The organism is uncultured Marinobacter sp. (assembly GCF_947259545.1).
Classification (GTDB): Bacteria; Pseudomonadota; Gammaproteobacteria; order Pseudomonadales; family Oleiphilaceae; genus Marinobacter.
Window position 1 is genome coordinate 112,697 of record NZ_CAMYMK010000003.1, and the last position, 26,523, is coordinate 139,219.

Annotated in this window: 21 protein-coding genes and 1 pseudogene; 6 read left to right on the forward strand and 16 right to left on the reverse strand. The window is 59.4% G+C overall.

The genetic code is table 11. The features are described 5' to 3' along the window. Nucleotides 1-2: 2 nt before the first annotated feature. Together Q0Y21_RS06325 and Q0Y21_RS06330 are read right to left on the reverse strand one after the other, a co-directional pair. The gene (locus Q0Y21_RS06325; protein ID WP_297792712.1) at nucleotides 3-1,304 is read right to left on the reverse strand and encodes an HD-GYP domain-containing protein; all 1,302 of its coding nucleotides are present in this window, start codon (nucleotides 1,302-1,304) and stop codon (nucleotides 3-5) included. Between the two features lie 69 nt (nucleotides 1,305-1,373). Continuing rightward, entirely contained in the window at nucleotides 1,374-1,817 is a 444-nt protein-coding gene (locus Q0Y21_RS06330) for a CoA-binding protein (RefSeq protein WP_297792716.1), read from the reverse strand. A gap of 166 nt (nucleotides 1,818-1,983) precedes the next feature. Between Q0Y21_RS06330 and Q0Y21_RS06335 the strand changes: the two genes are divergently transcribed. From Q0Y21_RS06335 to folK, 3 genes and pseudogenes are all read left to right on the forward strand, one after another. Continuing rightward, nucleotides 1,984-2,712 (forward strand): MBL fold metallo-hydrolase, encoded by a 729-nt coding sequence (locus Q0Y21_RS06335; protein WP_297792718.1) that lies wholly within the window; start codon nucleotides 1,984-1,986, stop codon nucleotides 2,710-2,712. Further along, nucleotides 2,709-4,406 carry a hypothetical protein gene (locus Q0Y21_RS06340; RefSeq protein WP_297792721.1) on the forward strand — a complete coding sequence of 566 codons (1,698 nt, stop codon included), beginning with the start codon at nucleotides 2,709-2,711 and terminating at the stop codon, nucleotides 4,404-4,406. The genes Q0Y21_RS06335 and Q0Y21_RS06340 overlap by 4 nt, the downstream gene beginning before the upstream one ends. Before the next feature lie 7 nt (nucleotides 4,407-4,413). Next, nucleotides 4,414-4,707 (forward strand): annotated as a pseudogene (folK, locus tag Q0Y21_RS18455) (2-amino-4-hydroxy-6-hydroxymethyldihydropteridine diphosphokinase); the annotation flags it as partial. Between the two features lie 84 nt (nucleotides 4,708-4,791). On the opposite strand, the gene Q0Y21_RS06345 reads toward folK, so the two are convergent. After that, the gene (locus Q0Y21_RS06345; protein ID WP_297792724.1) at nucleotides 4,792-5,556 is read right to left on the reverse strand and encodes an SDR family NAD(P)-dependent oxidoreductase; all 765 of its coding nucleotides are present in this window, start codon (nucleotides 5,554-5,556) and stop codon (nucleotides 4,792-4,794) included. 4 nt (nucleotides 5,557-5,560) lie between these two features. After that, nucleotides 5,561-6,130, reverse strand: a complete 570-nt coding sequence (gene folE / locus Q0Y21_RS06350) for a GTP cyclohydrolase I FolE (RefSeq protein WP_297792726.1) — start codon at nucleotides 6,128-6,130, stop codon at nucleotides 5,561-5,563. 225 nt (nucleotides 6,131-6,355) lie between these two features. Between folE and Q0Y21_RS06355 the strand changes: the two genes are divergently transcribed. Continuing rightward, complete coding sequence (locus Q0Y21_RS06355) at nucleotides 6,356-7,243, forward strand: alpha/beta hydrolase (RefSeq protein ID WP_297792933.1); 888 nt, start codon at nucleotides 6,356-6,358, stop codon at nucleotides 7,241-7,243. Nucleotides 7,244-7,257: 14 nt separating this feature from the next. On the opposite strand, the gene Q0Y21_RS06360 is transcribed toward Q0Y21_RS06355, so the two are convergent. Then, the gene (locus Q0Y21_RS06360) at nucleotides 7,258-8,328 is read right to left on the reverse strand and encodes a GGDEF domain-containing protein (RefSeq protein WP_297792728.1); all 1,071 of its coding nucleotides are present in this window, start codon (nucleotides 8,326-8,328) and stop codon (nucleotides 7,258-7,260) included. 175 nt (nucleotides 8,329-8,503) lie between these two features. On the opposite strand from Q0Y21_RS06360, the gene Q0Y21_RS06365 reads away from it, so the two are divergent. After that, nucleotides 8,504-9,586 carry a patatin-like phospholipase family protein gene (locus Q0Y21_RS06365; RefSeq protein ID WP_297792731.1) on the forward strand — a complete coding sequence of 361 codons (1,083 nt, stop codon included), beginning with the start codon at nucleotides 8,504-8,506 and terminating at the stop codon, nucleotides 9,584-9,586. 159 nt (nucleotides 9,587-9,745) lie between these two features. On the opposite strand, the gene arsJ is transcribed toward Q0Y21_RS06365, so the two are convergent. The 4 genes from arsJ to Q0Y21_RS06385 all read right to left on the reverse strand — a co-directional run bounded on the left by arsJ (nucleotide 9,746) and on the right by Q0Y21_RS06385 (nucleotide 13,895). After that, nucleotides 9,746-10,948: an organoarsenical effux MFS transporter ArsJ gene (gene arsJ, locus Q0Y21_RS06370; RefSeq protein WP_297792734.1), complete on the reverse strand. Its 1,203-nt coding sequence runs from the start codon at nucleotides 10,946-10,948 to the stop codon at nucleotides 9,746-9,748. Nucleotide 10,949: 1 nt separating this feature from the next. Continuing rightward, nucleotides 10,950-11,954, reverse strand: coding sequence for an ArsJ-associated glyceraldehyde-3-phosphate dehydrogenase (locus Q0Y21_RS06375; protein WP_297792737.1), 1,005 nt, complete (start codon nucleotides 11,952-11,954; stop codon nucleotides 10,950-10,952). A gap of 145 nt (nucleotides 11,955-12,099) precedes the next feature. Beyond that, on the reverse strand, nucleotides 12,100-13,125 hold the full coding sequence (gene arsB, locus Q0Y21_RS06380) for an ACR3 family arsenite efflux transporter (protein WP_297792739.1): 1,026 nt from the start codon (nucleotides 13,123-13,125) through the stop codon (nucleotides 12,100-12,102). Then, the gene (locus tag Q0Y21_RS06385) at nucleotides 13,125-13,895 is read right to left on the reverse strand and encodes a metalloregulator ArsR/SmtB family transcription factor (protein ID WP_297792742.1); all 771 of its coding nucleotides are present in this window, start codon (nucleotides 13,893-13,895) and stop codon (nucleotides 13,125-13,127) included. Before Q0Y21_RS06385 ends, arsB begins: the two co-directional genes overlap by 1 nt. 124 nt (nucleotides 13,896-14,019) lie before the next feature. Here Q0Y21_RS06385 and Q0Y21_RS06390 point away from each other — a divergent pair, with 124 nt between their 5' ends. Further along, nucleotides 14,020-14,265 carry a CDGSH iron-sulfur domain-containing protein gene (locus Q0Y21_RS06390; RefSeq protein ID WP_297792744.1) on the forward strand — a complete coding sequence of 82 codons (246 nt, stop codon included), beginning with the start codon at nucleotides 14,020-14,022 and terminating at the stop codon, nucleotides 14,263-14,265. A 5-nt stretch (nucleotides 14,266-14,270) separates the two neighbouring features. Here Q0Y21_RS06390 and Q0Y21_RS06395 read toward each other — a convergent pair whose 3' ends face one another. The 7 genes from Q0Y21_RS06395 to Q0Y21_RS06425 form a co-directional block, all read right to left on the reverse strand. Continuing rightward, nucleotides 14,271-15,287: a PAS domain-containing protein gene (locus tag Q0Y21_RS06395; RefSeq protein ID WP_297792747.1), complete on the reverse strand. Its 1,017-nt coding sequence runs from the start codon at nucleotides 15,285-15,287 to the stop codon at nucleotides 14,271-14,273. Between the two features lie 101 nt (nucleotides 15,288-15,388). Beyond that, nucleotides 15,389-16,201, reverse strand: coding sequence for a zinc ABC transporter permease subunit ZnuB (gene znuB / locus Q0Y21_RS06400; RefSeq protein ID WP_297792750.1), 813 nt, complete (start codon nucleotides 16,199-16,201; stop codon nucleotides 15,389-15,391). Beyond that, the gene (znuC, locus tag Q0Y21_RS06405; protein WP_297792752.1) at nucleotides 16,188-16,970 is read right to left on the reverse strand and encodes a zinc ABC transporter ATP-binding protein ZnuC; all 783 of its coding nucleotides are present in this window, start codon (nucleotides 16,968-16,970) and stop codon (nucleotides 16,188-16,190) included. Before znuC ends, znuB begins: the two co-directional genes overlap by 14 nt. Continuing rightward, on the reverse strand, nucleotides 16,963-17,454 hold the full coding sequence (locus Q0Y21_RS06410; protein WP_297792754.1) for a Fur family transcriptional regulator: 492 nt from the start codon (nucleotides 17,452-17,454) through the stop codon (nucleotides 16,963-16,965). Before Q0Y21_RS06410 ends, znuC begins: the two co-directional genes overlap by 8 nt. A gap of 138 nt (nucleotides 17,455-17,592) precedes the next feature. After that, nucleotides 17,593-18,054 carry a chemotaxis protein CheW gene (locus Q0Y21_RS06415; protein WP_297792757.1) on the reverse strand — a complete coding sequence of 154 codons (462 nt, stop codon included), beginning with the start codon at nucleotides 18,052-18,054 and terminating at the stop codon, nucleotides 17,593-17,595. 11 nt (nucleotides 18,055-18,065) lie between these two features. Next, complete coding sequence (locus Q0Y21_RS06420) at nucleotides 18,066-19,115, reverse strand: chemotaxis protein CheB (protein ID WP_297792760.1); 1,050 nt, start codon at nucleotides 19,113-19,115, stop codon at nucleotides 18,066-18,068. After that, on the reverse strand, nucleotides 19,115-26,512 hold the full coding sequence (locus tag Q0Y21_RS06425; protein WP_297792763.1) for an Hpt domain-containing protein: 7,398 nt from the start codon (nucleotides 26,510-26,512) through the stop codon (nucleotides 19,115-19,117). The genes Q0Y21_RS06420 and Q0Y21_RS06425 overlap by 1 nt, the downstream gene beginning before the upstream one ends. Between the last annotated feature and the right edge of the window lie 11 nt (nucleotides 26,513-26,523).

Here is a 26,523-nt window from a genome sequence, read left to right on the forward strand (position 1 = left end):
GGTTACGGGCGGTCACCGGCCACTAATTGTTGTATGCGTCCCTGTAACGAGATGCCGAAAGCACCGTCGGGCAGGGGGCGTAAAATAACAGATTGTGTGTCGTCCGGACGCTGCGACAGATCCAGAACCCTGGGCGTGACCGGATTCTTGTCAGTATCCAGCAGTACCTCGATTCGGGGTTTCAGTTTCTTGCCGGGATGAGTGGCGACAATCAGCGCGACTTCCCCCGACGACAGTTCTACCAAACTTCCCGGCGGATAAATACCGATCATTCGAATAAAGGCCTCGACCATCTCCGTGTCGAATTGCTGCCCCCGGTTGCTGTACAGGATGCGCATGGCATCGGAGGTTGGCAGGCCATCGCGATAACATCGGTCGCTGGTAATGGCATCGAATGCGTCGACGATGGAAACCAGCCGCGCAAAGCGACTGATCTGTGGTTCTTCCAGTTGATGGGGGTAGCCAAGCCCGTCAATGCGCTCATGGTGGTGAACGCTGACGTCACTGATGATGGTATCCACATCCGGGTCCTGCTTCAGCAGGTCATAGCCCAGGGTCGTGTGTTTCTGCATAACACTGAATTCGTTGGGGCTGAGGGCACCTGGTTTGTTGAGTATTGATGCCGGTACCTTGAGTTTGCCGATGTCGTGGAGCAGGCCACACAGTCCTGCAATCTCCAGATCCTCATCAGGCATGCCCAGAAAACGGGCAAAAGCAACGGTGAAGACGGCCACCCTCAGACAATGCTCGGCGGTGTAGGCGTTCCGGGACTTGATTCGGCTCATCCAGAACATGGCACTGGCGTTGGCCTTGATGCTGTCCACACAATGTCGAATGATGGGGCGGGCATGTTGAAAATGCAGGTTGTTGTTGCCCTGTTCAATATCACGGATTACCCGCTCGATAAACGTGCGGGTTTTGTGCCACGTTGCCTTGGCCCTGGGAATTTCTTCCAGCAGCGAACGGGTTTCTGCCATGGGCGCTGTCGTGCGTTTTCGCTGCCGCGCGAGCTTGTCGATGACAGGAGCCAGGCGCACCTCTTCATCTTCCACCATAACCCATTCACAGTAGTGCCTCAGAACCTGGGCCTGGCCTGGATCGGTAAGGATAAATCCCTGGAACAGAACGGGGACCTCCGTCCACGGTCGGTCCAGTTTCACGACCTTCATGCCGATTTCGAGCAGATCGACGGGCAGCTTGACGCGACGCAGGGAGGTAGCTGACCGCCCCGATGGCGCCGCCACCTTGTTGGCGATCGGTCGGGGTGTCGTCTGTGCCCTGTTGGTTTTGCGTCTGAACCACATGGCGTTGCCAGTTTCAGGATTGTTTAATCCGAGTATGGCAGAAGGCTGGGGGTTCGAACAGGTCGTGGGTCACGACAGGGAGGCGCCGGTTACCGGTGGTACGCCAAGACGCGGAATTTCCTGTTTGGGGCAGCGATCCATCACCACAGTCAGGCCGGCGGCCTCCGCTTTCTTCGCACCTTCTTCATTAATCACGCCAACCTGCATCCAAACCACAGGGATGTTGAGCTTTATCGCGGCGTTGATCACCGGTCCGGTGCGTTCCGGTGCCAGAAACAGTTCCACCATGTCTACCGGTTCAGGCAAGGCGTCGAGATCCGCGTAAACCGTTTCCCCGAGGAGCTGCTGGCCAGCCAGCTTCGGGTTGACCGGGATGACGCGGTAACCCCGGCCCTGCATAAAGGCCATCACCTCGTGACTGGGGCGGTGGGTTTTGTCGCTGGCGCCCACAAGGGCAATGGTGCGAATACTGGTTAAAATGGCGCGGATCGCTTCCGGTGTCTGCGTTGGCATGGTTGTATAAGCCCTTTTCGCGGTGTGAGTTGCCGACTGTACCCCGGCTTGCCGGTGTCTGGAGATGATACTATAGGTCTTTGATCGTCAAGGCTTGCATGTAATAGGATCGCTGTTCAAGGTGCTCACCGGGGTGAGCCGCCTCTAAACTGAAAAGGACCAGAGTATGGCAGTCTTGACCATGCTGGGAGTGGGCCACTCCGAAGCGATTGACCACTGGAATAACAACGCCATGGTAGAGGCCGGTGACAGGCGGTTGCTGATTGACGCCGGCTACACCATCAAATTTGCATTACGGGACCGCGGCCTGACTCTGGCCGATGTGGACGCCATTTTTATCACCCACGCCCATGCGGATCACTGTTTTGGTCTGGAGCGGCTGGGGTACGAGTGCCGATTCCGTTATGGCTTCAAGCCTGTGCTGTATTTACCCCCCGGAGTTTACGAAGAATTGTGGGAACACACCCTCAAGGGAGTGATGGGGCAAGTGGGCGAAGGGCCGGCGGAGCTGACGGACTTCTTTGATGTGGTGCTGCTGGACGACCGGCCCTTCGAGTTTGAAGGCGTCCGCTTGCAGCCGTTCCAGAACCGGCATACGCCGGAAAAACCGTCCTACGGCCTGATGCTCAACGATCACCTGCTGTTCAGTGGTGATACCCGCCCGATCCCTGAACTGGTGGCGCAATTCAATCCGCAGACGATTCTGCATGACGCCACCCTGTCGGACTGGAACCCGGTCCATGCTTCGGTTCGCGAGCTTCGTGAAAACTATCCGGACACCCAGCGTGAGCGAATGTACCTGATGAGCTATGAAGACACGTTCGAGCAACATCGGGCGGAAGTGGAGCAGGAGTTTGCCGGGTTTGCCCGTCAGGGACAGGAGTTTGCCCTTTGACCGAGGAAACCGTGTTTGCCCGGGTGATCCATTCCGATCTCGAAGCCGGTCGTTTTCTGGTGCTGGTGACCGAGGATCAGAGACTGGCCTACAGCCACTGGCGGCCTTTCCAGCAGGCGGGCTATCCGGCGGTGACCGCGGGTCAGGAGGTCCGGGTTCGGCTTGGCCGTGATCGCCGGGACAGTAAGACCCTGGTGGTGCGCGAGGTGCTGGATAATGACGAGGCTCGAGAGGTAGCGGTGATCAGCCACGGGTTGACGCTGTCGCCGGATGAGCCACGTCATATGGCCGAGGCGGAGTTCCTGGCGGCCATTGATCCCGCAGATGGTGTGGTGGTGATCGCCAATGCGGTGATTGACGGCTCGGAACGGTCTGACCTGGCTTTTGCCGGATCCGTGGTGCTGATCAATTGCGAGGTATTGGGCGATTTCCGCTGGCTCGGGGCCCGATTCCGGGGCAGTTTCTGGTGCCTCAACTGCCGCTTCAACAATCATTTCAGCCTGAAATCCGCGCATCTGGATGGCAGCGTTGTGATGTTTGGCTGTGACTTCAGCGGCGCCGGTGGCATTTCGTTCCGTGGCATTCAGGCCTGCTCCGTGCTGATGGAATTCGGTACCCGTGGCAGCGAGGACATGCTCTGGCTCAACGAAATGACCCTGAGCGGATGCCTGGCGCTGAACGGCAGTTTCCAGGCGCCTGTGCAACTGATGGCGGTCCAGGACGAGGCACCGGTGAACGATTCGCCGTCTCTGGGCCAGGTCTATATTGGCCGCCAGAGTTATCACGCCGAACAGCTGAGCAGAAACGGTTTTGAAGGCGGTTTGTTTGTTGACGGGTATACGGTGTCTGGCCGTCTGGAGATTCGCCGCAGTCATCTGAACCAGTTGCGGTTGGGAGAGCTGACAGCGGAATCCATCCTGGTGGATAACTGTGAACTGGCCGCTGACCTCTGGCTGGATCGGGTTACCGTGACGGACGAAGAAGTGGGCATCAGCATCCAGGATACCCTGGTGGGGCGTCACCTGAGGATGACCGGACATCACTTCCGTGGCCGCTTGTGTCTGAACGGTTCATCCGTGGGTCAGGCGTGGATGCTGGAGCTGGAAGCGCCTGAGGAAGGCACACCGAAGGTGGAGATGATGCGCTTCCACGCTGAGCAGGCGTGGTTTGATCCGGTGTCCCTGGTCTACGGTGCCAAACCGGCCCGACGCTCGACAACGCCGCCGCCTTTCGGTCTGTTGGCGCGGGCCATGATGCCCCGCCCCAGCGGCGATGACCGTCGTCATCTGGCGGAAGCCTACACCCGGTTCAAGAACTGGATGTCCACCACCGGGCATCTGCGGGAGGAGGACCACGCCTTTTTCCACATGCGGCATCACAAGGAAACCAGCAGGGTGCGCCGTTTCCTGCTTGGGGGAGTGTTTGGATGGGGCATCCGGTTTCGGAATATTCTGGCGGCGGCGCTGATGATCTCAATCCTGTTTGCGGCGGCGTTCATGGCGGTCGGAATCCGCACCGGAGAAGCGGTGATGCTCAGCCTGCAGAGTTTTATCAGCAGTTTCTACGGTCAGTGGAGTGAGCCCGAACCCTCCGCCACCGGACTCCTGTCGGTGCTGGTCACACTGGAATCCATGATCGGTGTGCTGTTTGTGACCGTATTAGTGGGTGCATACATTCGCAAGCTACTGAGATAACACTGTCATGTGGTACCTGTGTGGACTGGGAAGTAATATCGAACCGGAACAGAACCTGGTGAAGGTTGTCACTCGACTACTGGAAAAGCACGGGTCCCTGTGGCTGTCGCCGATCATTCACACTCGTCCCCAGGGTATCGAGACTGACCGTCCGTTTCTCAATGCGCTGGTGGTGGTGTTCAGTTCACTGTCTCCGGAGCGACTCAAGGCCCATTTCAATCAGTTGGAGGAATCTCTCGGACGGGACCGCTCGGATCCCCTCTGCAGTCTTAAGGATCGACCGATTGATGTGGACATCCTGGAGTACAGTGAGAACGGTCGTTTCCTGGGCGAAGGGATAGATGAACCCTACTATCAACGGCTTTTTCATGGGCAGACTGAAAACTCAGTCCGGGCTTCCCTGACCGTGGCGGGCCATACCCTGGGCCAGGCGTCGGCCACCATCCACCGGGATCTGCGCACCGGTGATGAAATCGTTGTCCACCAGGGCCAGCAACTGCATGACCACGCTGTGAAAGCCTCCCTCGCGGGCCAGCAGGGTCTCTGACAATACCTGCTGTCTTTGGCTGTCGGTATGGCGCGGCAGGAATCCGATGGGGCCGGGCATAATGGCATTGACCCGCACATCGGGCGCCAGCAGCGCGGCATAGCTCAGGGTCAGGTTGGCCAGGGCTGCCTTGGACGCACAATAGGCTCCGTAAAGCGGGTTGGGGCGTTCCGTGAAGATGTCGGTAATGTTGACGATCAGTGACGGACGCCCGTACACCCGCGCCGCTGCCTCCAGGGCAGGGCCGAGGCCGTGCATCAGCTGCATGGGAGCGGTGCTGTTGATCTGAAACAGGCGGGCAGCCTGGTCCGGGCGTTGCCGTGGATCCTGGGCGTCGGTTTCGAATGTGGAGGCGTTGTTGACCAACAGGCTGACGCTGCTGGTGTCGCGAATAATGTCGTCGATCCGGGCCTGCACCGCGTCCGGATCGGCCAGATCGACCTGCAGTGCCGTCGCACCCCGACCGATGAGGTGATCGACCTCATCGGTGTGAGTCCGGTACAGGGCGAACAAACGGTAGCCCCGCTCAATCAGAGCCAGACTCGATTCATAACCGAGCCGCCGACCGGCACCGGTGATCACGGCCACTGGAGCAGTCGACATGGAATCAGTCCCGGTGGCTGAGCAGCTGCAGGAATTCGGTTCGGGTCGCCTGGGATTTGCGGAACTGGCCCAGCATCACCGAGGTTTTCATGCGGGAGTTCTGTTTCTCCACACCCCGCATCATCATGCACATGTGCTGGGCTTCGATCACCACGGCCACACCCTTGGCGCCGGTGACTGATTCAATGGCTTCGGCGATTTCCCGGGTCAGGTTTTCCTGGATCTGCAGCCTTCGCGCGTACATGTCGACAATACGGGCAAACTTGGACAGCCCGAGAACCTTGCCCTGCGGCATGTAGGCAATATGGCACTTGCCGATAAACGGCAGCATATGGTGTTCGCACATGCTGTATAGCTCGATGTCCTGAATCATCACCATCTCGTCCATGGAGGACTCAAAGACAGCGTTATTGACCAGTTCACCCAGGTCCTGCTGATAGCCGTTTGTCAGGAACTGCATGGCCTTGGCCGCACGCATTGGCGTGTCCATCAGGCCCTCGCGGGAGGTGTCTTCCCCCAGACCATTAATGATGTCGCGGTAATGGCCGGCCAAATCTTCCAGGGAGTTGCTCATAATCGGTTCCGGTATTCAGTGTCTGATTCAGGGCGAAGCTTAAGGGAAATCGCCGGTTATCTCCATGGTTTACGTGGACAGGTCCACAAAAGACCACACGTGGCCGGAATGACTCCGGCAAATCCGGTGCACAGCTATGGCGGCACCCACTGGTTTGTTCTACAGTTCCAGTCTGCAAACTCTTTCCAGGAACAGGGCATGGAACAGGTCATCGCCGGACACACAATGGCTTCCCGGAGTACTCAACAGGTTGGAACGCTGGATTGGTGGCAACAAGGCGGCAAATGGTTCAGTTATGAAGGTCATGCCATTTTCAGCCGGATGGCAGGGCAGGGAGAGCCACTGGTTCTGCTGCACGGATTTCCAACCGCCAGCTGGGACTGGAACCGCCTGTGGCCCATGCTGACCCAGCAATACAACGTGCTGGTACTGGATATGCTGGGCTTCGGTTTTTCCGACAAGCCGGTGGTATACGACTACAGCATTGAAGACCAGGCTGACCTGTTCGAAGGCTGGATTGCCGGCCTGGGCCTGAAGACCGTCCATCTGTTTGCCCATGACTACGGCTGCAGTGTGACCCAGGAGTTGCTGGCCAGGGACCAGGAAGGCACCTTGCCGTTTCGTATCGCCAGTGTCTGTTTCCTGAACGGAGCCCTGTTTCCAGAGGTGCACAACCCGCTGCTGATCCAGAAGCTGCTGTGCAGTCCCCTGGGAGGGCTGATCAGTCGTGGTCTGAATCGCCGGACCTTTGAGCGGAATTTCCGCCGATTGTTGGGGCCTGCCAATCCCCCGGATCGCGAGGATTTGGACAATTTCTGGCAATTACTCACTTACAACAATGGCCGCGGTATCCTTCATCGCCTGATTCATTTCATGGAAGAGCGGCGCTGTCACCGTAATCGATGGGTGGGTGCCTTGCAGAATGCCACGCAACCCATGCGACTGGTGTCCGGTGTGGCCGACCCGGTGTCCGGAGCCTCCATGGCCAGGCGCTACCGGGAACTGGTTCCCAACGCCGATGTCGTCAGTTTGCGGAATGTGGGTCACTACCCGCATTTTGAAAGTCCGTGGGACGTTTTTTCTGCTTATCGGGAATTCCGCAAACAGTTGTAATCCCGGGCCGCGGCTCAGGTGTCGGCAATCAAATCTGTGCCGCCATCATCCATTGGGCTTGACGTGTCTGCAGTTCTCGGTGCGCTGACCACCTGGTTCCGGCCCCGGGATTTGGCCTGATACAGTGATTGGTCAGCGCGATTCAGCCACACCGACCAGGTTTCGCCCTGGACAACTTCCGCCGCACTGGCACTGGCTGTGACCCGGATATCATCCAGAAAAGGGCGGGCACTGATGCAGATCAGCAGTTCCTGTGCAAGAGTTTCGGCATCCCGTTGACGGGTTTCCGGCAGCACCAGCATAAATTCCTCTCCGCCTATACGAAAAAGCTGGTCGCTTTCTCGCAGCCGTCGGCGAATTCTCATTGTGAGCTCCGTTAATACCTTGTCGCCAGCAAGGTGCCCCCACTGGTCGTTGATGGTCTTGAAGTAATCGAGATCCAGCAGGATCAGGCTGGATACCCGCTCATAGCGTTCACGCATCTGGATCTGACTGTTGAGGATATCGGCCAGTTGCGATCGGTTGAGACAGCCGGTCAAGGGGTCCGTGGTCGCCAGACGTGTTAGTTCGTCTTGAAGCCGACCGACGAGCCAGGCAAAAACCATCGCAAAGACGCAGGTCAGGCCGAGGGAAAAGGTGATGCGCCAGAAGTCCGCTTCCGGGAACTGGAGAAACGACACCATTGCCATCACGGTGACAAAAAGGATGTTGCTGATGGTGGCTTCCCGTAGCGGAAGCAGGAAAAACACAGCGGTGGCGGCGGGGTACGCCCAGTACAGGCCGGCATAACCGTTAATGCTCGTGGAGTAGGCGGCACAGATCACCGCCAGCAACGGAAACAATCGCCCTTTGAGGAAATAGGTGCCACGGAACCTGAGAAACGCGATCACCAGCAGGGCATTAGTGCGGAAAAAGATCAGCAACGTCGATAGCAGATAATTACCGTGACTCCACTGCACCAGGATCAATGGGGCGACGGCAATAAACGACCAGAAGTAAAGGTGGTAGACAATCTGGCGTTTGAAGCCCAGAACCGCAAGTGTAGGATTGGTGGCAACCTTATCTGTTGAGAGCGATGGACTCACAGCGCACTCCTGCTGTTCCTGTACTTTTGAACCCGCTTCCATGACGGGACTTCAGGAAGTCTAGCACGGTGTGTCGTCAGGTGATCCAGTTTTAGTTCAATGTAGGTTTTGGGTGCTCTCTGGTTGGGAACACGCCAGTTCGTTAAACTCCGGGGGTTTTCATAAGGGGATTATCATGACAGCCATACATACCCGATCGCCCTCACTGACTATCCGGGCGGGTCGCCGTGCCCTCCAGCGGCTGCAAGCCAAACCGCTGTCAGCGGATGATGTCCATGTAATTCCCGGTGCCGCCGGCGGGCCCAAGGCTCTTGGTATTTCGGGGCTGGACAAGGCCATATTCGGTGACTGGTTGCCCTCCGTTCCACAGGAGCGATCGTTGATCGGTTCCTCGATTGGCAGCTGGCGCTTTGCGGCTGTTGCCTCGACGGATGATCCGAAGGCCCAGTTGGCGCGTCTGGCTGACCTTTACACGTCGCAGCGGTTTGCCAAGGGTGTGAGTTCGGCGGAGGTGAGTCGTAAGAGTATCCTGTTTCTGGAAGAGCTGCTGGGCGGTCACGAGGATTATTTGCTGAATCACCCGCTTTATCGCCTGAATGTGGTGGTGGTTCGAAGCCGCGGTCTGTTGGAGCATGACACCCGGGGGCGGCTCAGTCTGGGGCTGATGAATGCCATCAGCGCGAATATGGTCAGCCGCCGTCATCTGGGGCGCTTTATGGAGCGGGGCATTATTCACGATGCCCGTCTGAAAGCACCGGTGTCCAAGCTGGTGGATTTTCCCAGCCATGAGGTGGCGCTGACCCGCGATAATTTGCTGCCGGCGCTGCTGGCGTCAGCGTCGATCCCGATGGTGATGTCCGGGGTGCGCAATATTCCCGGTGCGCCTGAGGGTGTCTACCGTGATGGCGGTCTGTTGGATTATCACCTGGATCTGCCCTATGAGCAGCCGGGGATCATTCTGTACCCGCATTTCACCGATAAGGTGGTGCCGGGCTGGTTCGATAAGACGCTGCCCTGGCGTCGTGGTGATGCGACCCGTCTTCAGGATGTGTTGCTGGTGGCGCCTTCACGGGAGTATCTGGAGGCTTTGCCGGATCGCAAGTTGCCGGACCGGAAGGATTTCGAGAAGTACGCTGGCGATGATGCCGGGCGTGAGCGGTCCTGGCGTAAGGCGATTGCCGAGAGTGACCGGTTGGGGGATGAGTTTATGGAGCTGGTTTCTTCCGGGCGGTTGGCTGAGGTGGTTCGGCCGCTATAGATTGCCCGTTTTTACCGGCGGATTGGCGGGTAGCTTCTGGTTGGAGTTTCGGGCGGGTGGGGTCACAGAGTCAAAAAGGAGAAACGTGGTTTCTTTGAATTTTTTGACTCTGTGACCCCACCCGCCCTCATTGGGCCGTGTGCTGAAACGCCTTGGGGGTTATATCTGTCCGGTTTGCTCTGCCCGCTTTTCAGGTAATCCGGAGGCCAGAGTGGCGGCCATTGCTACCAGGCTGGCGGATATCCAGAGGCAGGCTTCCAGGCCATAGGTCTGGTAAATCCAGCCGGACAGGATTGTGCCGAGAAGCCGCCCTGCGGCGTTGGACATGTAGTAAAAGCCCACATCCAGTGACACGCCGTCGCCTCTTGCGTAGCTGACGATCAAGTAGCTGTGGAGGGAGGAGTTGATGGCAAACAGTACGCCGAATAACAGCAAACCTCCGATCACCACCACCTGTGGCGACCAGCCCGCCATCAGGCCTATGGCGATCGCCGCAGGGATCAATGCCAGGGCGGCTGCCCAGAGCACTGCCGGTTGTTTGCCTTCCATGCTGCCGGTTATGCGTGGCGCGATGGTTTGGATGAAGCCGTAGCCGATGATCCAGGTGGCCATGAAGCCGCCGACTTTCCAGAAATCCCAGCCGAACACGGTGTGCAGGTAGACTGGCAGGGCCACGACGAACCAGACGTCGCGGGCGCCGAACAGGAACAGGCGGGCGGCGGAGAGGACGTTGATGGCGCGGCTCTTAGACAGGATGTCGGTGAACTTGGGTTTGGCTTTGCTCTTGCCCAGTTCCTGTTTGAGCAGGAACAGGCTGGCCAGCCATACCAGCAGCAGGCCGGCGCCCATGATGATGACCGCACCTTTGAAACCGGCGGCCATCAGCAGTACCCCGCCCAGGAAGAAGCCGACGCCTTTCAGGGTGTTCTTGGAGCCAGTGAGGATGGCCACCCACTTGTACAGCTTGCCCTGTTGCTCATCGGGAACCAGAAGTTTGATACCGCTTTTGGCGGACATCTTGTTCAGGTCTTTGGCGATGCCGGACAGCGCCTGGGCGGCCATGACCCAGGGCACGGTCAGCATGGCCGCGGGTACCGCGAGCATGCCCAGTGCAAGCACTTGCAGGAACAGCCCCAGGTTCATGGTGCGGTTCAGGCCGATGCGGGCACCGAGGTAGCCGCCCACCAGGTTGGTCACTACGCCGAAAAACTCGTAGAAAATGAACAGCAGGGCGATTTCCAGCGGTGAGTAGCCCAACTGGTGGAAATGCAGCACCACCAGCATCCGCAGGGCCCCATCCGTCAGGGTGAAGGCCCAGTAGTTGCCGGTGATCACCAGATACTGTCGGATGGCTGGCGTCATATCAGGCGGAACCTACCCGGCGTGCCAGTTCGGCGGTGCGGTTGGCGTAACCCCACTCGTTGTCGTACCAGGCGTAGAGTTTCACCTGGGTGCCGTTAACCACCATGGTGGACAGGGCGTCGATAATGGATGAGCGCGGATCGGTCTTGTAGTCGATAGACACCAGCGGGCGTTCCTCGTAACCCAGGATGCCCTTCAGGTCGCCTTCGGCGGCTTCCTTCAGCAACTGATTTACCGTTTCCCGGTCCGTAGGCTGGTTCACCTCGAACACGCAGTCGGTCAGCGATGCGTTGGTTAGTGGAACCCGCACTGCGTGACCATCCAGCCGACCCTTCAGTTCCGGGAAGATCTCGATGATGGCGGTAGCTGAACCGGTGGTGGTGGGGATCAGTGAACTGCCGCAGGCCCGGGCACGACGCAGGTCCTTATGGGGCGCATCGATAATGGTCTGGGTATTGGTCAGGCTGTGAATGGTGGTGATGGAACCATGCTTGATGCCCAGGTTCTCGTGAATCACCTTCACCACCGGTGCCAAGCAGTTGGTGGTGCACGAGGCGGCAGTCACGATTCGGTCGTTGGCGGGATCAAAGATATTGTCGTTTACACCGACCACGATGTTTTTGGCTCCCGCCTCTTTGACCGGTGCGGTCACCACAACGCGTTTCACGCCCTGATCCAGATACTCCTGTAAGGCGCTGACTTTCTTGTTGACGCCACTGGCTTCAATCACCAGATCACAGCCAGACCAGTCGGTTTCCCCGATAGTCTGGTTATGAGTAACGCGGATTCTTTGATCGCCAATGACAATGTTGGTGCCATCCGTAGTGGCTTCGTGGTCCCAGCGCCCATGCACACTGTCAAAGTTCAGTAGGTGTGCCAGCGTTCCTGCATCGGCGCCAGGATCGTTGACGGCAATAAACTCCAGCTCCGGCCACCCCCAGGCAGCCCGAAGTGCCAGCCGGCCGATTCGACCGAAACCGTTGATACCCACTTTGATTCTGTTCATCACTGTTCCCTCCGGGGCAATTCGTGACTTAACTCTGGTGTGGCGGTTGTGGTGGTAATGGGTCAAAAACGTTCAAGGAAGCCACGGTTCCTGTTTTTGACCCATTACCACCACAACTGCCGCGGACTCCGTACTGGCCCGCTTTTCAGACTGCAGGTTGCGGGAACCAGTGTCTGGTTCTGTTCGCGAATGCGACCAATGACAGCATCACCGGAACTTCCACCAACACGCCGACAACGGTGGCCAGTGCCGCTCCGGAAGTCAGTCCGAACAGGCTGATGGCCACGGCCACCGCCAGTTCGAAGAAATTGGAGGTGCCGATCAGTCCGGCCGGTGCGGCAACGTTATGGGGCAACTTCATTTTGCGCGCTGCAAAGTAGGCGATAAAGAAAATGCCGTAGCTCTGGATCAGCAACGGAATGGCAATCAGGCCGATGGCGTAGGGGTTGTCGAGAATCCGGTCCGCCTGCAGGCCGAACAGCAGCACTACTGTCGCCAGAAGCCCCATGATCGTGGTGGGTTTGCTGCGCTGTAGCCAGTGATTCAGTCTCTCCTGACCGTCACGCAGCAGCCACTTTCGGGTCAGGATGCCGGCAATCAACGGGGCGACGACGTACAGCAACACCGAAAGCACCAGGGTTTCCCAGGGCACGGTGATGGATGACAGGCCCAGCAGGAATGCCGCGATAGGGGCGAAGGCGAAGATCATGATGATGTCGTTTACCGATACCTGCACCAGGGTGTAGCCGGAATCGCCCCGGGTCAGTTGGCTCCAGACGAACACCATGGCGGTACAGGGGGCGACCCCCAGCAGGATCATGCCGGCGATGTACTCGGTGGCGGTGGTCGGGTCCACCAGGTCGGCGAACAGGACCTTGAAGAACAGCCAGCCCAGCGCGGCCATGGTAAAGGGCTTGATCAGCCAGTTGACCACCAGTGTTAACGCCAGCCCCTGGGGCTTACGGCCAACATTTTTGATGGCGGTGAAGTCCACTTGCACCATCATCGGGTAGATCATCGCCCAGATGAATACCGCCACCACCAGGTTGACGTGGGCATAAGTCAGGCTGGCGACGAACTCGAACAGTCCGGGCAGCAGGGTGCCGGACGTGATGCCCAGAATAATTGCGAGGGCAACCCACAGGCTGAGGTAGCGTTCAAAATTTCCCATCAGACACAGTCCATTTTTACGGGGCGGTCGGGCATGGTGGCCAGTCGCGTCAGGAACGGTTGCAGGATAGCGCTGTTGGCATCGGCCGTTTCCCTTAGCACCCCAAGAACCCAGTCCGGTATAGCCGGGTGCAGGCGGTAGTAGACCCACTGGCCACGGCGCTCATCATCCAGCAGGGCCAGTTCACGGAGCTGAGCGAGGTGGCGACTGATCTTGGGCTGGGATGCCTCCAGTGCGGTGGTGAGTTCGCAGACGCACAGTTCGGTCTGTTGTCGGATCATTAGCATGATGGCAAGTCGGTTCTCGTCGCCCAATGCCTTGAACACCGCTGCAGGATCGTAACTGACGGCCTGGCTGGTGGCTTTCTGGTGCACCATGACGAACAGGCTCAGCCGTTCCCGGAGTTCTTTCATCAGCAGCGAGAATACCGCATGCCGATTAGTGGGTACGGGGTCCGGAAAATCCCAGGCGATGCGCTGGGCGGTCTCACCGATGGCGTGGCATTCCTGCGAGGCCTTGTCACACAGGGTGATGACATAGTCCCATTTCTCGTCACTCAAACTGCTCAACGGCTTGCTGTGCACTGTGTCGGGATTGATTCCAGCTTCGCGAATGCACTGCCGCGCCAGCGGGTGAGGTTGCGTCGGTTGGGTCCCCGCACTGGCGACGTCGAAATGATCCCCCGCCATGTCCCTGAGCAGGGCTTCGGCCATCAGGGAACGGGCGCTGTTGGCGGTGCAGACAAACAGGACTTTACGGCGGGATGACATGCTTATCACCATATATAACAAAAAGTGAATATAATGATATTGGAATGTTTGGGTGTTGGCAACGGGGTTGCGCATCACGGCTATACTGCCCAAAGGACATGACATCAATGATGAGGAGTCTTCCATGGCCGCTGCAAAGCCCGAAATCCCCAGGACAACGCCCTGTTCGGTTCTGGTAGAGGCAGGCAAGAGTTATTTCTGGTGTGCCTGTGGTCGCAGTCAGTCCCAGCCTTTTTGCGATGGCTCACACAAGGGGACCGGTTTTACCCCGATCAAGTACGTGGCGGAGAAAAAGGAATGGGTCTGGTTCTGCGGTTGCAAACAGACCGGTAGCGCGCCTCTCTGCGATGGTTCCCACAAAGCCCTGTAGCGATGCTATGACGGCGCAGCTGTGCCCGGCCGCGCGCTGATCCGATAACCGGTAAAGCCATGGAGGGGATCCTGCAAAGCCAGGATACGGAGCGTCGCGGGTACAACGTTTGCGTCCTGGTCGGCGGTCAGCAATGCCAGGTCGATCCGATGCATCTGTTTTTCGCTGCGTGCCGCTGCCAGGGCTTTGCGGAAGTTGGCGCGGTGTTCGGGAGCAACCAGGTCCTCAAAGGGTGTTCCCGACAAGTCAGCAGGTGCGCGCTCCAGCCAGTCTGCGGCATTGGCCGACATGAAACCAACGCAACCCTGCTCATCCAGTTCCCCGATCATGGCCCCGGAGAGTGCTACCAGATCCCGGCTACGGTGTTCGCTGTCATTCAGCGCCTGGCGCAGGATGGATTTTTCCACCTGCATATTGCCCAGCTGCTGGTCCAGCTTTTCGTTGGCAAGTTGCCGGTCATTCAGCTGGTTACGGAGCGTGTAAATCCGGGCGCACAGCAGAAGTGTCAGTGCCACGCCGATGGCTGTAATCATGGTGCCCGCCGTCCAGGTGGCATATCGTGCGGTGTTGGCTCGTTGCTGGAAGACGGTGTTGTCCGGCATGGTGGTGATGAGCCAGTGATGCTTGTCGAGGTTGATCTCCGAGCGCAGGGAGCCCGATTCATCCAGTGGGACCGGGGACCCGGACTGGAACAGAGGCATTTTGGTGTGTCGTTCCAGAGTGTCCACCCGTATCGCTGCAAGGCTGGGGTAAGGCATGGAAAACACCGACGCCAGCCATTCTTCCACCTGCCGCTGGGGGGACTGGGCTACAGCCTCGGCGTGCAGGCGGTTGACGAGGGCGTCGTGCTGGGCACGATAGGCATGCTCCGCGAGGATGCGAGTATGGTTAGCCAGCTGTTCGGCAGTGAAAGCGGTGACGGTCAGGCCAGCAATCAACACCACCAGTGGCACCCAGAGGAACGGGCGCCATAGTGAACGAATATACTGCCCCGGGCTCCTGTTGAGACTGGTGCTTTCCATGGCTCCGTCCGTCTTGGCGATCGATAACGATCAGGGGGCGGGTTGTGCTCCCGCTGACCTACACTTTAGACCAACGGAGCACTGCAGGAAAAGCAGGACTGTCAGGTCTGGGTCTGTCGGGCTCCGCCATAAATCAGCAGGAACACACTGAATGCTGTTACTACCACCGAAGGTCCGGCCGGGGTATCCAGGTTCCAGGACAGAGTCAGCCCGCCTCCGACCGCGACGAACCCAAAAATAACCGCCAGCAGGGTCATGTGCTCGGGACTTCGCGCCAGACGGCGTGCGGTGGCAGCCGGAATGATCAATAGTGCGGTGATCAGCAGTACACCGACGATTTTCATGGCCACGGCAATCACCAGTGAGAACATCAACATCAATACCAGCCGCAGACGTTCAACGGGAATGCCTTCCACCCGTGCCAGCTCTTCGTGGATAGTGCTCATCAGCAGGCTGCGCCAGAGCTTCATCAGCAGCAACAGGATCAGCAGGGCGCCGCCGTAGATCCATAGCAGGTCATCACGGCTCATGGCCAGCAGGTCGCCGAACAACAGGCCGGTGAGGTCGACGCGGACATCGGGCATGAAGCTGAGGGTGACCAGACCAATAGCCAGCGCGCTGTGGGCGAGAATGCCCAGCAGGGTGTCGGTCGCCAGCGTGTGGCTGCGGGACAGCAGCACCAGGGCGATTGCAAGCACCACACAAGTGATAATGACACCGACGTTGAGAGGAACGCTGATCAGGAAGCTCAGGGCTATGCCCAGCAGCGCGGAGTGAGCCAGGGTATCGCCAAAATACGCCATTCTCCGCCAGACCACGAAACAACCGAGGGGCCCGGCCACCAGGGCAACACCGAGTCCGCCCAGCAGCGCTCGCCAGAAAAAGTCGTCCAGTACCGCGTCAATGATGGGCATGGTCGCACTCCTTGTGGCTGTCGTCGGTGACCACCCCGGATACCACGTCGCCGTGCAGGTCGTGGCGGTGATTATGGTGATGGTGATACACCGCCAGACTTTCCGCCACGGGTTGACCAAAGGTTTCGATAAACGCGGGGTCGTGGGAAATATCCGCCGGATAACCGCTGCAGCAGATGTGCTGATTGAGGCAGATCACCTTGTCCGTGGCGGCCATCACCAGGTGAAGGTCGTGGGAGATCATGATCACGCCGCAGTGCAGCTGGTCCCGTAGCTGCCGAATGAGATCATAGAGCGCCGCCTGACCGTTGATGTCGACACCTTGCGCCGGTTCGTCGAGTACCAGCAGGTCCGGTTTCCTCGCCAGGGCGCGGGCCAGTAACAGGCGCTGCTTTTCGCCTCCCGACAGGTGATGGATCGAGGCGTCGATCAGGTGCTCCACGCCGGTCTTCTCCAGTGCGGCCCGACACTCCGGGTCGGAGCGTCCGCTCAGGGCCATGAAGCGTCTGACCGTCAATGGCAGGGTGGATTCCAGAGCCAGGTGTTGTGGCACGTAACCGACGGTGAGGTTACGGGTAAGCTTCACCGATCCCTGCGTCACTCGCTGGATACCGAGCACGGCTTTGATCAGGGTGGTCTTTCCGGCGCCGTTGGGGCCGATAATGGTGATGATGTCCCCGCGATGGACTTGCAGGTCCACCCGGTCCACCACCGGACGGTCGTCAAAGGCAATGGTCACCTGCTTGAGGGTTACCAGGGGCTCAGTCATGAGGGGCATCCATGCGGCAGGCCGGACAGAGACCGGCGACCTCGATCATCACGTCTTCCGGTTGGAAGGCTTCGGCGGAGGCGGCGTCTGACACCGCTTGGGCCACCTTCGGAGCGGTCAGTTCCAGCACATTACTGCAGCTACGGCAGATCAGGAACATCCCGTTGTGGTGCTTGCCGGCGTGGGTACAGCCAACGAAGGCGTTCAATGAGGCAATACGGTGAACCAATCCATGTTGCTGCAGGAAATCCAGCGCCCGGTACACTGTTGGCGGAGCGGCGTTATGGCCGTCTTCGGTCAGCACCGCCAGAACGTCATAGGCACCCAGCGGCTTGTGGGACTGCCAGATCAGTTCCAGTACCCGCTCACGGGTCGGGGTCAGCCGTGCATTCCGTTGCTGGCAGATCGCTCGGGCATCGGCCAGCGCCTGGGCAACACAGGCGTCGTGATTGTGCGGGCGATAGGGAAGAGCGCTGGTCGACATGGCCACTGTCCTGGAGAATTTGCAACATTATAACATTTGCAAACGTCCACGCCATGCCCCTATGTCTATGGAATCCCCCATAGGTCGGATTGGCAGGGCGTCATCCGACAAATCATGCCACCGGAGCTTCCAGCGTGATCAGTGAGCGACTTCGGCGGCCAGTGATTCCAGGTATTCAAGGTTGGGAATCCAGGCGGTATCGCCTTCCACCTCAACCTGCATCAGATCAGCGGGGCCGGCTTCACCGTCCAGTTTGCGGATCTGCTCTTCGCTCAGGCGCGCCTGGCTGGGAATACCCTGGGTCACCAGTGCCATGAACGGGACCTGCTGGTGCTCGTTGCCGATGGTATTGAGCACTACGATACGACCGCGGTTGTCGCCGGGGATCGTCAGGGTGGCCCCATTAGCCGCGTCGTAGGAGATGACCGGCAGGTTCAGCCCCCGCCAGTTCAGGTGCCCCACCAGCCACTCCGGCGTATTGGCGCCGGCGTCAGAGCTGGCGTAATCCACCACTTCGGCAATGGACACGTTCGGCAACAGGAGTTGTCTGCCGTTCATCGGGATCATGACGCAGGAGAGGGTTTGACTGTTATCACTCATCACTCATTTCCTCAGGCGGAATCCCTTTTTTGCCGGCCCTTGAGCAGGCAGGATTCTTCAATCGTTTTGACTAGTTCCCGGGCCAGCTGTTCCGGTGTGCCGCAGAAGGAGGTGCACCCGGTCGCAGCGACCGATTCGGGCATCGAGCTGTTACCACAGCTGTTGCTTTCCTGGACCCAGATGCGGCTACCGTAGGCTTTCAGCAGTGGTGCTGCAATCGCCCCGTCGTTACCCATGCCGGAAAACAGGATAGCATGGCAACGGTTGCCATAATGGTCGGCAATGTTCAGCAGGACCTGGTCAATGGAGGGGCCGTAAGGCCCGGGCCAGGGGGTATCCTTTTCCATCAGTGCGCCGTCTGCATCCAGTGCCCACTCCCGCTCCACTGGCAACAGCACGACATCCCCATTACGTACCTGGTAACCGGTTTCCGCGCCTTTGAGCTGGTAATGAGCGTGGCGCCCCAGGACCCGGGTCAGCACATCGGTGAAGTTACCATCGATATGCTGGGCGTAGATAAAACCAACGGGTAATCCGGGGGGCAGGTGATCCAGAAAGGTTTTCACCGCTGCGGGGCCTCCCAGGGAAGCACCGAGAATCCAGATCTCCCTGGCGATGGAGCCTGCCGCCGCCGGTGGAATCCAGTGGGGTAACGGCGGTGCGTCCATCGGTGACTGTGCCGCCAGTTCCTGCAGGCTGGCTTCCGAATCCAGCTCTTCCAGGTGGCCCAGCTGCTGTTCCAGTTTGCTGATCAGACGCTGTTCCCAACGGAAATAGTCGGTGGTGCCGGGTTTGGGCGCCGGGTCGAGTCCGAACAGCACCGGCGCGTCGGTATTGCCAAGCAGGTGGTCGAACAACACCGGGTGGTCCGCTTCGTCTTCCAGGGTAACCAGCCAGAGGTCCGCCTCCGGAAATTCCGGGTAATCCTGCAGACGGTCCGGATCGCCGATAAAACACACGTTGAGGCCGACCTTTTCGGCGGCCGCCTGCAGACGATGCCTCTGCAGGACGATGTCCGACACGATCCCGACCCTGGGCCGGCCTGACGGAAGGCCGGCCATCACTGCTTCCTGGTCAACCGGGTAATGGTCTCAAGCAGCTCGGTTTCCTGGAAAGGCTTGCCGAGGTATTCGTTGACACCAATCGCCAGCGCCCGCTCCCGGTGCTTTTCGCCGGTCCGGGAAGTGATCATGCAGATCGGGGTATCCTGCAGGTTATCGTCATGGCGCACAAAGCTGGCGACTTCGAAACCGTCCATGCGCGGCATTTCGATATCCAGAAGGATGATGTCCGGCTTATGATCCTGCAGCTGTGCCACGGCATCGAGACCATCCTTGGCGGTAATCACCTCCATGCCGTTGCGCTCGAGCAGGCGGGAGGTCACCTTGCGCACGGTTACAGAATCATCCACCACCATGACCAGGGTCTCATGCTGCTCGTAGCGCGCGGATTCGCGGGCTTTTTCCAGGCTGGCCAGGCGTTGGCGTTCGGACAGGATGTCGGAACGGATCATTGCCGGCAGATCGAGAATCACCACCACGTTACCGTCACCCAGAATGGTGGCACCGGAAACACCCCGCACCGAGTTGAACTGTGGCCCCAGGGATTTCACCACGATTTCACGGCTACCCATCAGGTTGTCCACCTGCAGGGCCATTGGCTGCTCGGTACCACGAACCAGAATGACCGGCAGTGGCAGCGCCTGTCCCTGGAGTTTCGGATGGTGATCACTGTTCAGCAGGTTGCCGAGGTACTGCAGCCGGTATTGCTGGCCGGCGTATTCATACAGCGGCGCGTCCGGTTTGTAGTATTCCTCAAGCTCATAGGTGCTGACCCGCACGATACCTTCGATGGTGTTCAGCGGGATGGCGTAGAAATCCTCGCCGGTGGACACCATCAGTGCCCGGTTCACCGAAACGGTAAAGGGCAGACGTACGGTGAAGGTGGTGCCACGGCCTACGGTGGAGTCAATGTCGAGGCTGCCGCCCAGCTGTTTGATCTCGCTGGCAACCACGTCCATGCCAACACCGCGGCCGGAGATCTGCGTGACCTGCTGTGCCGTGGAAAAGCCCGGCTGCAGGATGAATTGCAGGACTTCCCGCTCGCTCAGGTCCTCGTCCGGGGACAGCATGCCCTGACGAATGGCCTTGTCCCGGATCACGCTGGACGGAATACCGGCGCCGTCATCAATCATCCGCAGCACCACGTCGCCGCCTTCTCGGGTCAGTGACAGGGTCACTTCACCGGTTTCCGGCTTGCCGGACTTCAGGCGGTCAGCCGGCGTTTCGATGCCGTGGTCCAGGGCATTACGGAGCATATGCTCGAGTGGGGCCACCATGCGCTCAAGGATGTTGCGGTCCATTTCCCCTTCCGGGTTACGGACGTCAAACTCGACTTTCTTGCCCAGCTCGCCGCTGATCTGGCGGACGATACGACGCAGTCTCGGCACCATGGAGGCAAACGGAATCATGCGGGTCTTCATCAGACCTTCTTGCAGTTCCGTGTTGATGCGGGACTGCTGTACCAGCAGGGTCTCGGTATCCCGCACCCGGTCGGACAGGGTCTCACGGAGATCCGCAAGGTCCGATGAGGACTCGGTCAAGGCCCGTGACAGCTGCTGGATCGAGGAATAGCGGTCCATTTCCAGGGGATCGAAATCGTCGCCGTAGTCCGGTCCGTGTTCCTTTTCGGCGCGGAAAAGAATCTGGGTTTCGGTCTCGATATCCATCCGCCGCAGCTGTTCACGCAGACGTTCGATGGTGGCCGCCATCTCGTCCAGGGTGTAGCTGAAATCGCTGCTCTGCTGTTCCAGCCGGCCACGGGTAATACTGGTTTCACCCGCGAGGTTGACCAGTTCGTCCAGCAATGGAGCCGATACCCGAATGGTTTCCTGGGCTGCCCGCTGGGCATCCGCCGCTTTCTTGCGGGGCTTGGCCGACGACTTTTTCGGCGTCGGCGCAGGCGCTGGCTGAGAGGGTTTCTCGGGTGCCGGTGCCGCTTCAGCGGCGGGCTGCTCTTGCGCCTCCGGCTTTTCGGGGGCCGGTTCGGAGGCTGGCGCTGGAGCGGCGTCATCCTGCCAGGCGCCTTCGCGGATCCGGTTGACCAACGCCACGATGGCGTCGTTATCATCAGTGATGGCTTGCCAGGTCTGGTCGTCCGGGGCGTTGCCACCCAGGTCGATCAGTCGGGTTTCAAAGGCGTGGGCCCGGTCACCCAGCTCTCTGAGCTGAGACAGGCGAGCGCCGCCCTTGAGGGTATGCAGCGCGCGTTGGGCTTCCTGGTTGAAATGGTGACTGGTCGGTTCCTTGCGCCAATCCTCCAGCAGATGCTCCAACTGGTCGAGGATTTCGCCGGCTTCCTCCAGGAAGATCTCCAGTACTTCGGGATCGACGTCCGATTCGGCGGTGGGTTCGGATGTGCTCTCCCCGGACACGTCCGCTGCCGCGGCCTTGTGCGCATCGAGCAGTGCCTGCACCAGAGTCTGGTTTGCCTCCGGTTTTTCGCCGTCTTCAAGACTGGCCAGCATCTGCTTGAGATTGTCCAGGGCCCGGTCGCTCAGTGCCAACATTGCAGCCTGACTACTGCCCCCGCTGATCAGCGGGTCCAGAGCGTCGGACCATGCGTCCGCCAGATCGGCGATGGGGTCGACGTCGGACAGGCGGGCACCGCCTTTGAGCGTATGGAGTTCCTGCTGGAGCTGGGTAACGCCGGTAAATTCCTCCGGCTCATCCCGCCACTGCGCCAGGCACTCGCTGATGGCTGCCTGGATCTCCAGACCTTCATCAAGGAATATGCCGATCAATTCGTCGTCGCTGGCTTCCGGGATTGCCTCGCTCACATCCTGTCGTGGAGAGGCGGTTTCGCCCGAGAGGATAGCCTTCACCTCGGCGATAAGCTCATAGGCCGGGGGGCAGGGTTTCTGTGTGGCCACCTGCTCGACCATCTGTGCCAGCCGGTCATGACAGGCGAACAGCAGGTCCGTCATGTCACCGCTGGCCGCCAGCTGGCCTTCCGCAACTTTCTCGAATAGGTCTTCGAGTACGTGGGTCAGGTCACCGATAGCGTCGGCGCCGGCCATGCGGGCACCACCTTTGAGGGTGTGCACGTCCCGTTGCAGCTCGGCCGCGACATCGCGGTTCGATGGATCCTCGCTCCAGGTATGCAGGGCGCTACCGGTGGAGTTGATCAGGTCGTAGGCTTCCTCCAGAAAGATGCCCACCAACTCGGGATCAAGGTGCGACAAGTCGGTGGCTTCCAGCTCGCCGGGCTCGTCCGGGCTTTCCGGCTCTGGCGCTTCTTCCGCTTCCTGTGTGGTGACATCCGTCACCGGTCGCGATCCCCCGGTGGTATCCATATAGGCGCGGATTTCACTGATCAGATCCGGTGCCGGGCGCGGCGATTCCTGCTGTTCCAGTGCATCCACCATACCGGCGAGGCGGTCATGGCTGCGGAACAACAGATCTGAGAGTTCGTCGGTGATCGACAGTCGTTGTTCGGTCAGGCCCTCGAACAGGGTTTCCAGTTCATGGGACAGATCACCCACCGCGGGAATATCTGCCAGCCGTGCACCCCCCTTAAGGGTATGCAGGTCTCGCTGAAGCAGTCTCAGCAACTCAAGGTTGTCGGTGTTGTCACTCCAGTTGTGCAGGGTGTCGGCCGAACTGTTGATCAGGTCGCGGGCTTCTTCCAGGAAGATCTCCGCGAGTTCCTGATCCATATCCTCATCGGTTTCCGCCAACGGAGGCTGCTGCTCGCTGTCCTCGGCGGGAGGTGTCTCTTCCTCCATGTCGAAACTGAGGTCGATTTCTTCCAGGTCCCCGGTGAATTCCTGTTCGAATGCGTCCGGCTCCGACTCTTCAGGTTCGACGAGGTCGATGGTCAGCGCATCCAGCTCGGCAATCAGTTCGTCACCGGATTCTGTGGCCAACCCTGCGGCCACCTGGTCCATCATGTTGATCAACTGCTCGTGGGCAGCACGCACCGTGGTGAAGAAGCCTTCATCCGGTGTAAAACCTGGCGATCCGGCACGCTCATAGGTCTGGCCGAGGGCGTCCGATAACCCTGCCACATCGGTCAGGCCTGCTCCCTGAGCGCCATTGGCCAGTTGATGAAGTTCGGTGCGGAGTTTTTCGACCGCCGTTGTCTGCTGCGGATCCGCTGCCCATCCGTCGAGGATACGGTCGGCGTCCAGCAGGATGTCGAGCCCCTCGTTAAGGAACAGTTGGACCAGTTGCGGTGCGGGTTGTTGCCTCGGGGCTTCGTCATCGACGCTGGCATGGCTGCGCAGGGTGGCGGCCGTTATGGTTTCGAGCCGCTCCAGGTACGTGTCGGTCCCTTCAAGGGGCGCCTGTGGATCCTGTCGGAGTTGGCGTAGACCCTGGGTCAAAAATTCACAGGCATCCGCGATCAGCGTGATGACTTCCTGATTTGCGCGCTTGTTCTGGGCTCGTGATTCCTTGACGAAACGCTCCAGGGGCGTAATCACAGCCGCTATCGGCGCGATGCCCGCAGTGTGTGCACTGCCCTTCAGGGTGTGCAGCGCGCGGGAAAGGTCATCGGTGTAGGCGACGGATGCCTTGTCACCTGCGGTCCCCAGGAATTCCCTCAGGGTTTGCAGGTGGGTTTCCGCTTCGCTTTCAAATATATCCAGCAACACCGGATCCACACCGGTGTCATTGTGTTCTTCCTCGATGGCGAATGTATCGGTAGTGTCCGCGGCCTGGGCGTCGAACGCCGGCATGGTGTCTGCGTCCGGGATTTCGCCATTGGCCAGGGAATTGGCGCGGGCCTCCAGTGGTGCAGGATCCTGGCTGGCTGGCCGCTGCTTCTCGAAGTCCTCTACCAGTGGGGGAAGGGCAGCGGTGACATCCTCCAGCAAGGTGGCGATGTCGTCATTCATGAAGATGCTGCCATCGATAACGCGATTCAGCATGTTCTCCACGGACCAGGCCAGTTCGCCTACGACCAGCGCGCCCACCATGCGCCCGCTGCCTTTGAGGGTATGGAATGCCCGTCTGACTTCCGACAGCGCCGTGCGGTCATCATGCTGTCGCAACAACATGGGCAGGTACTCACGGATCGTATCGAGGACTTCACCGGCTTCCTCGATGAAAATCTCAAGGATCTCGTCATCAATCAGGTCGTCTTCGTCAGCGGTGCCGGCGACCTCACGGTCCTCTGAGATGGACTCCGGTTGTTCCGGGGCCAATTCTGTCTCAGGCACTTCTTCCTCGGTTGTTGCCGGGGAATCATCATCCGTCTTGCGGGTGGTGGACATGGCCTCCGCCCGTGCGATCAGCTCAACTACATCGCCGTCTGACTGGCCTTCCCGGAATTCGCGGATAAGGGACGGAATGCGGGCATTCACGTCGTCGATCAGGGAGAACAGGTCATCGTTGGGTTTGATGGTCTGATCGATCACCCGGTTCAGCAGGTTTTCCACGGACCAGGCCAACTCACCGATACTGGTGGCGCCCACCAGTCGGCCACTGCCCTTGAGGGTGTGGAAGGCTCGGCGGACTTCGCTCAGGGCTTCGCGATCATCGTGGTTCTGGCGCAGACGCGGGTAGAAGTCGTGGATGGTCTGCAGAACCTCTTCGGCCTCTTCCACGAAGATTCCGAGGATCTCATCGTCCAGCAGATCTTCATCAGAGCCTTTGGCGTCCTCCGCCATTGGCGGTTGTTCGTCAACGGTCGGTGCTTTGTCGTCGACCACTGGAGTGTCCTGTTCCCCGGGTTGCTGCCAGGTTGGCTCGGAACCCACGGGGAAGCCCAGGGAGGCCAGGCTTTCCTCGGCAACGTGCAGAATGCTCTCGTTTTCGCCGATACCTTCCGCCAAGCGTTCCAGATAATACTCAACGCTGGTCACTGCATCCGCCAGGGTATCGAGCTGCTTCCAGTCGGGTACCTGCTTGCCACCCAGCAGGACATCGGTGATGTAGCGTTCCGCGGAGCCCAGCATGTCGGCCACGCGATCCAGGGGGATCAGGCTGAGGCCGCCACGAATGCTGTGCAGCAGGCCGGGCACATGCTCGATTTCCCGGGTATCCCACTGTGAGGCGATGAAATTGACGATCGCGGTCTTCACTTGTTCCAGAGTGTTTCTGGATTCACGTAGCAGTGCGCCACTGGCTTCATTGAGCTCGCGGTTGCCGAGGTTTACGCCCTGTTCAGCCTCGTCGGTTGCCGGCGTTTCCTGGTAGCGATCACTGTCCAGACCGGCCAGGCTGGCTTCGATGTAGAGCAAGGCTCCGGCGATGTCCATCAGAGTGCCATCGTCGACAGCATCGCCCTGACGGGACAGACGTTCCACCAGTTCGATCTGCTCGGTTACCACCTTGCGGGGAATGCCGAGGCCAAGGACCGCCAGGGTATTGGCTACCTGTTTCAGCCCCGGCAACAGATCTTCCAGTTCATCGTTCTGGCGCAGTTCGGAGCGAACGAACAGGTCGAGCTGGTCCTTGAGTTTGGCCAGCTCCTCGTTGAGGGCACTGACTACGGAATGAATAGCCTCACGGCCAGGACCAGACACCCGCGTTCTGGCGGCATCGACGTCGTCTTCCGACGGCAGGGCCTGCTCCAGGTGGTAGCTCTTGCGGAGCTCCGACACCTGTGGGGTGTCCAGATCCCGGGCGCGTGCCACGTAGTACAGCAGGTTTTTCAGCAGTGCTTCAGGGATCGGCTGCTGAAGGATATCCACATGTTCGTCGCCCAGACGGCGGATTTCGGTATCCAGCTCCCGCAGCAGGGACTTGACCGCAGTGTTGATCGGGTTAACGTGGTGTTGCAGGGTTTCCAGAAAGGCCGAAGCGGCTTTCCAGAGTTCGCCTCTGGGGGTTTTCTGACACAGACGGATCAGCCGCTGGAGCACCTTCTGCATGTAGTCAAAGTGGGAGTCCAGATCCGCTTCACGTACCACGCCGGCGAGGGCGAACTGGTACATCTGCCGCAGTTTGCGGATGTGACCGAGTACCTTGGGGTCCTGCAGCCGCTGGGAGGCATTGCTGGCGGCCCGCTGCTGTGACGGGCTCAGGTCGGGCTTGAACAGGGACGTGTCGGACAGCAGCGATTCGCCACGGGCAGCTCGCAGGTCATTCAGCAGTGGCAGCAGTACCATGGGGAAATCATCCTTGCTGGTGGCAAGGTGTTCCAGGTACTGGGGCAGTTGCAGGATAGCCTGCATCAGGACTTCAACGGCGTCGTCCACATTGCCGACGGTGTCATTCAGCACCGCCTGGGTCAGCTTTTCCATCTCCTCGGTGAGCAGGGCTGCGCCATACAACTCCACCATCTGCAAGGTGCCGTGCACCTGATGGAGGTAGTTCAGGCAAAAGCGCAGACGTGCGGTATCGTCGCGGTTCTCGACATACGCTTCCAGTGCCTGCTGACCCTGGGTCAGCGTGTCCTGTATTTCGTCCCGAACCCAGTCCAGGGCGATGCTGTCATGGTGATTGCCCATAACCACTCCGG